Source organism: Isoptericola sp. NPDC019482, assembly GCF_040632295.1.
Classification (GTDB): Bacteria; Actinomycetota; Actinomycetes; order Actinomycetales; family Cellulomonadaceae; genus Isoptericola.
This window is the reverse complement of sequence record NZ_JBEYBQ010000035.1, coordinates 36,275-47,553: the sequence shown is the minus strand read 5'-3', so window position 1 is coordinate 47,553 and position 11,279 is coordinate 36,275. Positions and strand designations below refer to the sequence as shown.

The window sequence follows — 11,279 nt, the reverse complement described above, 5'->3', positions numbered from 1 at the left end:
CGCCCTCGGCACCCGCACCCCACCACGAACCATCACGCACACCCTCCAGATCAGGATGTTGCGATGACCGGTTGAGACCGCCGTACTACCTCGGCCGGAGGGCGAGGCCCGCGAGGACCTCCAGGACGCAGAGGGCGGCGAGGCGGACGGTGCGGCCGTCGGGGGAGTCGGCGGTGGCGTCCACCTCGGCGAGGTCGACGGAGCGGACGCGCGGGTCGGTGGCGGCTGCGCGGACGAGCGCGCGCAGCTCCCAGGCCGCCAGCCCGCCCGGCACGGACGCGGGGCACCCGGGGGCGACGGAGCGGTCGCAGACGTCCACGTCGACGTCCAGGTGCACCGGCCCGCCCGCGCCGCCCGCGACGTCCAGGGCCTCGCGGACGACGTCGGCCAGGCCGGCGGCGCCGTTCCCGCGAGCGCGCAGGTCGTCGAGCGTCACGACCGTGAGGCCCAGGTCGCGGGCCCGGCGGGCGTAGGTGGCGCTGTTGGCGAAGTCCGCGATGCCGACCTGCACGACGCGCGCGGGGTCCAGCCCGGCCTCGACCAGGCGCCGCACGGGCGAGCCGTTGGAGACGCCGTCGCGCAGGTCGTGGTGCGCGTCGAAGGTCACCAGGCCGGCGGTCGGGAGGTCGTCGCCCCACGCGCCGAGCGCCACCGGGACGGTGAGCGCGTTGTCCCCACCCAGTGCGACGAGGGCGCGCGCCCCGGCCAGCGCCGCCCCCACCGCGGCTCGCGCGCGGGCCTCGCCCTCCGGCCGGTCGGGCTCGTCGACGTCACCGTGGTCGACGACGGCGAGCTCGCCCAGATCGACGGGCGCGCCGTCGGCGCCACGGATCAGGGCGGGGCTGTACCGGCGCAGCGCGTCGCGGACGGCGGCGGGCGTCGCGTGCGCGCCCGTCGTCGAGAGCGACGTGCGCCAGGTGGGCACCCCGATCACGGCCAGGTCGGCGCGAGAACCCGTTCGTGCAGGCCAGCCGCCCGCGCGGGGCCAGAGCGGGTCGTGGGGCAGGGGAGCGGACGTCACCCGCCGACCGTACGGCCTCCATGAGGTGCCTCACACCTCCGGCGAGACCGCTGTGATTCGTCGGGGGCCGCTGCTAGGGTCCGGTATTCGTAGGTTCGATGACGACGTTCGACGACGTCGATCAATCAGGGCCTGAACATCCTTCCTCGATCGTGCATGGAGCTCCCGTGATCGTCAGCGTCCCCGTGAGGACCGACCTCACCGCGCGTCTCGACGTCGACTTCCGTCGCGTCGCCAGCGCGCTGTGTCGGTGACCCCCTCGCGTCGCTGACCGCGCGCTGACCGTCGTCGCCGCCGACGACGCCCCGCGACGCCCGCAGGCCCTCCGAGCCCGTGGCGTCCCCCGCACCTCCGTGCAACCCCCCGATCTCCCGGACGACGGCATGCCCCGGCGTCCACACCCCGTGCGCCTCCGTGCGCCACAGGCGAAAGGTCCTCCCTTGTCTTCCGCAACCAAGGTCCCCGGCGCGCAGCCGCGCGAACGCAAGAAGCTGCGCTTCCCGTCGTTCTCGGTCCAGATCCTGCTGGGCCTCGCGTTCGGTGTGCTGCTCGGCTGGCTCGCGCTGGCACTCGGCCCGCAGGCCGACGGCGAGACGCCGAACGGCCTGACCACGACGCTCGACACCATCGGCTCGTCGTTCGTCACCCTGCTCAAGGCGATCGTGCCGCCGCTGATCTTCACGGCGATCGTCGCGTCGATCGCGAACCTGCGCACCGTCACCAACGCCGCGCGCCTCGCGGGCCAGACGCTGCTCTGGTTCGCCATCACCTCCGCGATCGCCGTGGCGATCGGCATCGGCCTGGGCCTCGTGTTCCAGCCGGGCCACAACACGACGCTCACCACGGCGGAGGCGGCCGAGCCGTCCAGCACCGGCACGTGGCTCGACTTCCTCAACGGCCTCATCCCGACCAACGTGCTCGGCCTGGGCGCGAAGACGTCGGTCGAGGCGGGCGCCGACGGCGCGCTGAGCGCCGAGACCGGCATCAGCTTCAACGTGCTGCAGATCCTCGTCGTCGCGCTGGTCATCGGCATCGCCGCGCTGAAGTCGGGCGCCAAGGCCGACCCGTTCCTCGCGTTCAACAAGTCCGCGCTCGCCATCGTGCAGAAGGTGCTGTGGTGGATCATCCGCCTCGCGCCGCTGGGCACGATGGGCCTCATCGGCAACGCCGTCGCCACCTACGGCTGGGAGTCGCTGCGCTCGCTCGCCTCCTTCTCCGTGGCGATCTACGTGGGCCTCGCGCTCGTGCTGTTCGTGGTCTACCCGGTGCTGCTCAAGGCCAACGGCCTCGGCGTCATCGCCTGGTTCAAGGGCGCGTGGCCGGCGATCCAGCTCGCGTTCGTCTCCCGCTCGTCGGTGGGCACCATGCCCGTGACGCAGCGCGTCACCGAGCGCAACCTCGGCGTGCCGAGCGAGTACGCGTCGTTCGCCGTGCCGCTGGGCTCGACGACGAAGATGGACGGTTGCGCCTCGATCTACCCGGCGATCTCCGCGATCTTCGTGGCGCAGATCTTCGGCATCGACCTGTCGCTGACCGACTACCTGCTCATCGCGTTCGTGTCCGTGGTGGGCTCCGCCGCGACCGCCGGCCTCACCGGCGCGATGGTCATGCTGACCCTCACGCTGTCCACGCTGGGCCTGCCGCTGGCGGGCGTGGGCCTGCTCCTTGCCGTCGACCCGATCCTCGACATGGGCCGCACCGCGGTGAACGTCGCCGGGCAGACGCTGGTCCCGACGATCGTCGCCAAGCGCGAGGGCATCCTCGACCTCGAGCAGTACCGCGCCGCGTCGTCGGAGCACCTGTTCGACGAGGACGACGCCGCGCAGGGCGACGTGCAGGGCGCCGCGCAGGACGGTGCCGCGCAGGACGACCGCGAGCTGGCGGAGGCCGGTTCGCGCGCCTGACGACGCACGACCACGAGGGCCCGGCGGGTGCACACCCGCCGGGCCCTCGCGCGTCGTCCCGGGGCCGAACGAGGTCAGCGCGCGAGGTCGGGCCGCCCGCACGGCGCTCGTGCAGGGGATGCCGAGGACGGCGCCGTCAGGGGGCGCCGAGCTCGGCCGGCACGTCGTCGTCGTGCCGCACCGCGAGGGACGTCACGGCGCGGGTCAGGCAGACGTACAGCCGCCGCAGCCCGGACTCGTGCTCGGACTCCCCGGCCACGATCCCGGCCGGGTCGTCGAGGACGACGTGGTCGAACTCGAGGCCCTTGGCGAGCGAGGCCGGGACCAGGTCGAGGCGCGCGTCGAACTCGGTGGCGTCGTCGTCCCCGCCGTCGGGGCCGTCGGACGCGCTCGGGTCCTCCTCGCCGACGACGGCGAACGCCAGACCCGCGGCGACGAGCCCGCGCCGGGCGTCCGCCACGCCGCCGTCGGGCACGATCAGCCCCACGGAGCCGTCGCGCGCGAGCGCGGCCCGCACCAGATCGACCGTCGGTGTCGTGGTGAGCAGGAGCTCGCCGCGGGCCCGCCGCACGGCCACGGGCGGCGCGAGCTCGGGGGCGATCCTGGGCAGGAGGCGCGCCGCGTACTCGATGACGTCCCCGGGCACGCGGAACCCGGCGGTGAGCTGCTCGACGTGCCCGTCGGGCTTGCCGAGGTGGTGGAGGGCGTCGTCCCAGGAGCGCACGCCCCACGGCGTGGTCGCCTGGGCGAGGTCGCCGAGCACGGTGAGCGATCCGGTGCGGGCCCGCCGGCCGAGGGCGCGGAGCATCATCGGCGACAGGTCCTGGGCCTCGTCGACGACGACGTGCGCCACCGACGGCGCCCGCTCCAGCAGGTCGGCGAGCTCGTCGAGCAGCACGAGGTCGGCGAGCGTCCACCGGGCGGTGCCCGGGCTCCGCGGCGGCACGTCCCACGCGATCGCCTGCTGCTCGGCCGGGGTCAGGATGCCGTCGGACGCCCGCGCGAGGAGCTCGGGGTCGGCCAGGAGCCGGTGGAGCAGCCGCGCGGGCGACAGCACCGGCCACAGCGTCGCGGCGTAGTCCTTGACGGCCTTGGTGCGCGCGAGGACGTCCCACGCCTTGTCGTCGAGCGCGTCGCCGCTCGCCTCGATCTGCTGCAGGACCCGGTGCGCGAGCGCGTACCGCAGCGCCTCCCGTCCCGCGTCGTACCGCAGGTCGCGGCCCACCACGTGCGCGACGGCGTCGCGGGCCTCGTGCGCGGGCACGCGCCAGCGCCGCGAGCCGCGCGGGAGCACCATCGCCTCGACGGGGTCGGCCAGGTGCGACCAGACGGCGCGACGCAGCACCTGCGCCATGCGGGCGTCGCCCTTGAGCCGGGCGACCGCCGCCGGCTCCGTGCCGCGCAGGCGACCGTGCGCCGCGACGAGCTCCTCGACCGTCGTCTGGGTCGCGTCGACCTCACCCAGGGCGGGCAGCACGGCCCGGATGTAGCGCAGGAAGCTCGCGTTCGGCCCGACGACGGTCATGCCCCGCCGCGTCACCTGGTCGCGGAACGCGTACAGCAGGTACGCCGCGCGGTGCAGGCCCACGGCCGTCTTGCCCGTGCCGGGCGCCCCCTGCACGACGACCGTCCGGCCGAGCTCGCTGCGGACGATGACGTCCTGCTCGGGCTGGATCGTGGCCACGATGTCCCGCATCGGACCGGTGCGCGGCCGCTCGATCTCCTGCTCGAGGATCTCCGAGTGCTCGGCGGCGGACGTCTCCGGGCCCGACAGCACCTCGTCCTCGAACCCGGTGAGCACGCCCCGCGCGAAGCCGTACCGGCGGCGGACCTCCACCCCCATCGGGTCGTGCCGGGTGGCGCGGTAGAACGCCGCGCTCACCGGTGCGCGCCAGTCCACGACCAGCGGGTCGCCGGCGGTGTCCGACACGTGCCGTCGCCCGACGTGGAAGACCCCGCCCCCGGCCGGCTCGTCGTGGTCCAGCCGGCCGAAGAAGAGCGGCACGTGCGGGTCGTCCGCGAGCTGCGCGAGGCGCCGCGCCAGCGTGAGCTCGAGCGCCTCCGCGCTGACCCGGTCGCCGGCACGGGCGGTCAGGCCGGCGGTGCGCTCGCGCATCCGGGCGAGCTCCTCGCGCGCCCGTTCGAGGTGCGCCCGCTCCCGGTCGAGCTCGGCAGGGGACACGGTGCGCACGACAGACCTCCGGGACGAACGAGCGGGTGGGAGCCGGAGGACACTACCGAGCCGGCGCGCCGCCGGCAACGCCCGCCGGGCGCGTCAGACCGGCGAGGCCCCTGCCGGCGAGCCGTCCGGGTCGAAGCGGTAGCCCATGCCGGCCTCGGTGACGAGGAAGCGCGGGGCGGCCGGGTCGGGCTCGAGCTTCTTGCGCAGCTGCGCCACGTACAGCCGCAGGTACCCGGTGTCGGTCACGTGCTCCGACCCCCAGATCTCGGTGAGGAGCGTCTGGCGGGTGACGAGCTTGCCGGGGTTGCGGACCAGCCGCTCGAGCATCTGCCACTCGGTGGGGGTGAGGCGCACGTGCTCGGTCCGGCCGTCGCGGGCGCGCGTGACGCTGTGCGCGGAGAGGTCCACGGTGACGTCGCCGAACCGCACCACGGGGTCGGAGTCCTCGTGCGCCACGCGGCGGGTGAGGGCGCGGATCCGGGCCAGGAGCTCCTCGATGGAGAACGGCTTCGTGACGTAGTCGTCCGCGCCGGCGTCGAGCGCCTCGACCTTGTCGGCCGCGCCCGTGCGCCCGGACACCACGAGGATCGGGGCGTCCGACCAGCCGCGCACGGCGTGGATGACGTCGATGCCCTCCAGCTCCGGCATGCCCAGGTCGATCATGAGCACGTCGGGGCGGTGGTCGATGGCGCGGGCGATCGCCTGCGTGCCGGTGGTCGCCGTGACGATCTCGTACCCCTGCGCGGTGAGCGTGATCCGCAGGGCGCGCAGGATCTGCGGGTCGTCGTCGGCGATGAGGATCTTCATGGGGCTGTCGCCTCCGGCTCGTCGGGGTCCTCGGGGTGGTCGTGCGGCGCCGCGCCCGCGGCCGGGAGCGCGACGACCATCGTGAGGCCGCCGCCGGGGGTGTCCTCCGGGGTCAGGGTGCCGCCCATGCCCTCGACGAACCCCTTGGACAGCGCGAGGCCGAGACCCAGGCCGGTCGTGTTGTCGGTGTCGCCGAGGCGCTGGAAGGGCACGAACACGTCCTCGCGGCGGTCGGCGGGGATGCCGGGGCCGTGGTCGACCACCCGGATCTCGACCGTGCCGGCGAACGTGCTGGTCGAGACCCGCACCCGTCGCCCGGCAGGCGAGTGCCGCAGCGCGTTGGCCAGCAGGTTCACCAGCACGCGCTGCAGCAGCACGGAGTCCGCGACGACGCTGGGTGCCGTGAGGTCGAGGTCGAGCTCCACCTCGCCGGGGCCGACGCCGAGCTCGTCGAGCGCGGGCAGCACGACGTCGGCCGTCTCGACGGGCGCCGCCGAGACGGCGAGGACGCCGGCCTCCAGGCGGCTCACGTCGAGCAGGTCGGTGATGAGGGTGGCCAGCGCGGTGAGGCTCTCGTCGGCCGTGGCGAGCAGCTCGTCGCGGTCCGCCTCGCTCAGCGCGCCGCGGGCGGAGCGCAGCCCGCTCACGGCGGCGGCCGCGGAGCTCAGCGGGCGGCGCAGGTCGTGGCTCAGCGCGGACAGCAGGGCGCTGCGCACGCGGTCGGACTCGGCGAGCTGGTCCACCTCGCTCGCCACCTCGGCCAGGTCGCTGCGCTCCAGCGCGGCCTGCAGCTGGACCGCGATGACGTTCAGGAGGCGGCGCTCGGAGGCCGCGAGGTCGCCCCCGGACAGCTCGAGGACGGCGCGGTCGCCGACGTCGATCGTGGTGCGCGGGCCCGCGGGGTCGTCCTCGCCGTCCGCGGCCAGCACGACGCCGCCGGCGACGAGCCGCGCCCCGGAGAGGCCGAACGCCTCCCGCGCCCGGCTCACCAGCGCCTGCACGGCGTCCTGCCCGCGCAGCACGCTGCCCGCGACCGTCGCCAGCACCTCCGACTCGGCTGCGGCCCGGTGGGCGGCGCGCGTCGTGCGGGCGGCGCGGTCCACGACGACGCTCACGAGCACGGCCGTGACGACGTACAGGACGAGGGCGACCACGTGCAGCGGCTCGCCCACGGTGATGGTGTGGATCGGCTCCACGAAGAAGAAGTCGAGCGTGATCCCGGACAGGATCGCGGCGTAGACGGCGGGACCCGCCCCGCCGATCAGCGCCACCACGACGACCAGCAGCTGGTAGGCGAGGACGTCCGAGACGATGGACTCCGCGCTGCGGACCGACACGAGCCCCCACGTCAGCAGCGGACCGCCCAGGACGGCGAGCAGGAAGCCGGCCACGCGGCGCTTCGCCGACAGGGCGCCGCCCATCCGGGGCAGCCGGGCGCGGCCGCCAGCGGCGGCGTGGTTGACGATGTGGACGTCGATGTTGCCGGCCTCGCGCGTCACGGTCGCGCCGATGCCGGGCCCGCTGAGGGCGGCGGCGAGGCGGCCGCGCCGGGAGACGCCGATGACGAGCTGCGTCGCGTTGACGCCGCGCGCGAACTCCACGAGCGCCGTCGGGACGTCGTCGCCCACCACCTGGTGGTAGGTGCCGCCGAGCTCCTCGACGAGCAGCCGCTGCCGCGCGAGCGCGCCGGGGGTCGCCCCGCGCAGCCCGTCCTGGCTGGTGACGTGCACGGCGAGCAGGTCGCCGCCGGCCGACCGCGCCGCGATCCGCGCCCCGCGCCGCAGCAGCGTCTCGCCCTCGGGCCCGCCGGTGAGCGTCACGACCACGCGCTCGCGGGCCTCCCACGTGGAGTCGATCCCGTGCTCGGTGCGGTAGTGCTGCAGCGCAGCGTCGACCTCGTCGGCCAGCCACAGCAGGGCGAGCTCGCGCAGCGCGGTGAGGTTGCCGAGGCGGAAGTAGTTCGACAGCGCCGCGTCCACCCGCTCGGCCGGGTAGACGACGCCGGACGAGAGGCGGTCGCGCAGCGCCTGCGGGGCGAGATCCACGACCTCGATCTGGTCGGCGGCGCGCAGCACGGCGTCGGGGATGGTCTCCTGCTGCGCCACCCCGGTGATCTTCTGGACGACGTCGTTGAGCGACTCGATGTGCTGGATGTTGACGGTCGACAGGACGTCGATGCCGGCGTCGAGCAGGGCGTCGACGTCCTCCCACCGCTTCGCGTGCGCGAGGCCGGGGGCGTTGGTGTGCGCCAGCTCGTCGACCAGCGCGACGTCCGGCCGCCGCGCGAGGACGGCGTCGAGGTCCAGGTCCGTGAGCTCGACGCCGCGGTGCACGACCGATGCGCGCGGCACGACCTCCAGGCCCCCCGCCATCGCGGCCGTCGCGGCGCGCCCGTGCGTCTCCACGAGCGCGACCACGACGTCCCGGCCGTCGTCGCGCAGCCGCTTGCCCTCCTCGAGCATGGCGTAGGTCTTCCCCACGCCCGGCGCCGCGCCGAGGAGGACGCGCAACCGTCCGCGACCCATGCTCACCTCCCGAGCTCGTCCGTGCTCTCGTCGAGGGCCACGTTGAGCTCCAGCACGTCGACCACGGGCTCCCCGAGGTATCCCAGGGCGCGACCCTCAGTGTGCCTCGCGACGAGGGCCGAGACCTCCTTGTCGGGCAGGCCGCGAGCGGCGGCGACCCGCGCGACCTGGAGGTCCGCGTACGCCGGGCTGATGTGCGGGTCGAGACCGGACCCGGACGCGGTGACGGCGTCCGCCGGCACGTCCGCCGGGTCCGCGCCCTCGAGCGCGGCCACGGCCGCGCGCCGCTCCCCGATCGCGGCGACGAGGTCGGGGTTCTCGGGGCCGAGGTTCGACCCGGACGACGCGGCGCCGTCCCAGCCGTCGCCCGCGGCCGACGGTCGCGGCTGGAAGTACTGCGGCAGGGGCGCTCCGTCCGCGTCCGTGAAGCCCTGGCCGATCAGGGCCGAGCCGACGACGTCCCCGTCGCCGTCGAGCACGAGCGAGCCGTCGGCCTGCGCCGGCAGCACGAGCTGGCCGACGCCGGTGATCGCCGCCGTGTAGCCGACGCCGAGCAGCAGGGTGAGGACGATCATCGCCCGGACCGCGACCCCGAGGGTGCGACCGGTGCTGCGGGTGGTGGCGTTCATGGGTGGTCCTTCTTCCTGCTCAGGACTGTGCTGCTCAGAAGCCGGGGACGAGGCGCACGACGAGGTCGATGAGCCAGATGCCGACGAACGGCGCGACGATGCCGCCGAGGCCGAAGACCAGGAGGTTGCGGCCCAGGGTCTTCGACGCGTCCATCGGCCGGTACCGCACGCCGCGCAGCGACAGCGGGATGAGCAGCACGATGACGAGCGCGTTGAACACGATCGCCGAGACCACGGCGGACGACGGCGAGCTCAGGCCCATGATGTTGAGCGCCTCGAGCCCGGGGAACACGCCCATGAACATCGCCGGGATGATCGCGAAGTACTTGGCGATGTCGTTCGCGATGGAGAAGGTCGTCAGCGCGCCGCGGGTGATGAGCAGCTGCTTGCCGATGCGGACCACGTCGATGAGCTTGGTGGGGTCGGAGTCGAGGTCGACCATGTTGCCGGCCTCCTTCGCGGCCGACGTGCCCGAGTTCATCGCGACGCCGACGTCGGCCTGCGCGAGGGCGGGGGCGTCGTTGGTGCCGTCCCCGGTCATCGCGACGAGGCTGCCGCCCTCCTGCTCGCGCCGGATCAGCTCCAGCTTGTCCTCCGGCGTGGCCTCGGCGAGGTAGTCGTCGACGCCGGCCTCGGCGGCGATGGCCGCGGCGGTCAGCGGGTTGTCGCCGGTGACCATCACGGTGCGGATGCCCATGGCGCGGAGCTCGGCGAACCGGTCCGCGATGCCCTCCTTGACGACGTCCTTGAGGTGCACGACGCCGAGCACGCGACCGGCCTCGCCCGGCGTCCGGACCGCCACGACCAGCGGCGTGCCGCCGGACCGAGCCACGCGCTCGACGGCGTCCTCGACCTCCGCGACGACGGTGCCCGCCGTGGGGGCGTCGTCGGCGAGCCAGGCCATGACGGCCGAGCCGGCGCCCTTGCGGATCTGCGTGCCGTCGGGCTCGTCGAGGCCGGACATCCGGGTCTGCGCGGTGAACGGCACGACCTCGCCGGGCACCGAGGTGCTCTCGTGGCGGCCCGCCTCCGTCCCGGCCCGGGCGGCGAGCGCGACGATCGACGCGCCCTCCGGCGTCGGGTCCGCGAGGGACGAGAGGGCGGCGGCGCGCACCAGGTCGCGGGCGTCGACGCCGGCCAGCGGCAGGAACTCGCTCGCCTGCCGGTTGCCGTAGGTGATGGTGCCGGTCTTGTCGAGGAGCAGCGTGGTGACGTCCCCGGCGGCCTCGACGGCGCGGCCGGACATCGCGAGCACGTTGCGCTGCACGAGGCGGTCCATCCCGGCGATGCCGATGGCGGACAGCAGCGCGCCGATCGTCGTCGGGATGAGGCAGACCAGCAGCGCGACGAGCACCGCCACGCTCACCGGGCTCGCCGCGTACGACGCGATCGGGTCCAGGGTGAGCGCGACGACGACGAACACGATGGACAGCGACGCCAGCAGGATGCTCAGCGCGATCTCGTTCGGCGTCTTCTGCCGGCTGGCGCCCTCGACGAGCGCGATCATCCGGTCCACGAACGTCTCGCCCGGCTTCGAGGTGATGCGCACGACGATCCGGTCGGACAGCACCCGCGTGCCGCCGGTGACGGCGGACCGGTCGCCGCCCGACTCGCGGATCACGGGCGCGGACTCGCCGGTGATGGCGGACTCGTCCACGGACGCGATGCCGCGCACGATCTCGCCGTCGCCCGGCACGAGGTCGCCGGCGGCGACCACGACGACATCGCCGAGGTCCAGGTCGGCCGACGACACGTCGTCGAGTGTGGCGCGCAGGGCGTCGGGGTCGGCCGCGTCGTCGTAGGCGGCGACGCGGTGCGCGACCGTGGCCGTGCGGGTCTGGCGGAGCGTGTCCGCCTGGGCCTTGCCACGGCCCTCCGCGACCGACTCGGCGAGGTTCGCGAACACGACGGTGAGCCAGAGGAACAGCGCGATCACGGCCGTGAACGAGCCGGGGACGACGGTGCCGCCCGAGGTCACGGGCCCACCGAGGAACGGCTCGACGACGGCGAGCGCCGTGGTCAGCGCGGCGCCGACCCACACGACGAACATCACGGGGTTGCGCCACATCTGGCGCGGGTCGAGCTTGCGGACCGCGCCCGGCAAGGCGGCCCGCACCTGGGCCCAGGTGAAGACCCCGCCGGGCGTGCGGGGGGCCTGCGGTGACGAGGGAGCGGGGAACGACGGGGTGTCGGTCGTGGTGGGCAATGAGG

At 74.6% G+C, this 11,279-nt stretch carries 7 protein-coding genes; 1 reads left to right on the top strand and 6 read right to left on the bottom strand.

The genetic code is table 11. From position 1 onward, the window contains the following. Positions 1 to 85: 85 nt before the first annotated feature. Positions 86 to 1,021 carry an arginase family protein gene (locus tag ABZ493_RS18255; protein ID WP_430583544.1) on the bottom strand — a complete coding sequence of 312 codons (936 nt, stop codon included), beginning with the start codon at positions 1,019 to 1,021 and terminating at the stop codon, positions 86 to 88. Between the two features lie 383 nt (positions 1,022 to 1,404). Between ABZ493_RS18255 and ABZ493_RS18250 the strand changes: the two genes are divergently transcribed. Beyond that, positions 1,405 to 2,925 (top strand): dicarboxylate/amino acid:cation symporter, encoded by a 1,521-nt coding sequence (locus ABZ493_RS18250; protein ID WP_430583543.1) that lies wholly within the window; start codon positions 1,405 to 1,407, stop codon positions 2,923 to 2,925. A gap of 136 nt (positions 2,926 to 3,061) precedes the next feature. On the opposite strand, the gene ABZ493_RS18245 is transcribed toward ABZ493_RS18250, so the two are convergent. The 5 genes from ABZ493_RS18245 to kdpB all read right to left on the bottom strand — a co-directional run bounded on the left by ABZ493_RS18245 (position 3,062) and on the right by kdpB (position 11,274). After that, positions 3,062 to 5,116, bottom strand: a complete 2,055-nt coding sequence (locus tag ABZ493_RS18245) for an AAA family ATPase (RefSeq protein WP_430583542.1) — start codon at positions 5,114 to 5,116, stop codon at positions 3,062 to 3,064. Between the two features lie 84 nt (positions 5,117 to 5,200). Further along, complete coding sequence (locus ABZ493_RS18240; protein ID WP_430583541.1) at positions 5,201 to 5,914, bottom strand: response regulator transcription factor; 714 nt, start codon at positions 5,912 to 5,914, stop codon at positions 5,201 to 5,203. Beyond that, complete coding sequence (locus tag ABZ493_RS18235; protein ID WP_430583540.1) at positions 5,911 to 8,439, bottom strand: ATP-binding protein; 2,529 nt, start codon at positions 8,437 to 8,439, stop codon at positions 5,911 to 5,913. The genes ABZ493_RS18240 and ABZ493_RS18235 overlap by 4 nt, the downstream gene beginning before the upstream one ends. A 2-nt stretch (positions 8,440 to 8,441) precedes the next feature. Then, positions 8,442 to 9,068 (bottom strand): K(+)-transporting ATPase subunit C, encoded by a 627-nt coding sequence (kdpC, locus tag ABZ493_RS18230; protein ID WP_430583539.1) that lies wholly within the window; start codon positions 9,066 to 9,068, stop codon positions 8,442 to 8,444. Between the two features lie 34 nt (positions 9,069 to 9,102). Beyond that, on the bottom strand, positions 9,103 to 11,274 hold the full coding sequence (kdpB, locus tag ABZ493_RS18225; protein ID WP_430583538.1) for a potassium-transporting ATPase subunit KdpB: 2,172 nt from the start codon (positions 11,272 to 11,274) through the stop codon (positions 9,103 to 9,105). Between the last annotated feature and the right edge of the window lie 5 nt (positions 11,275 to 11,279).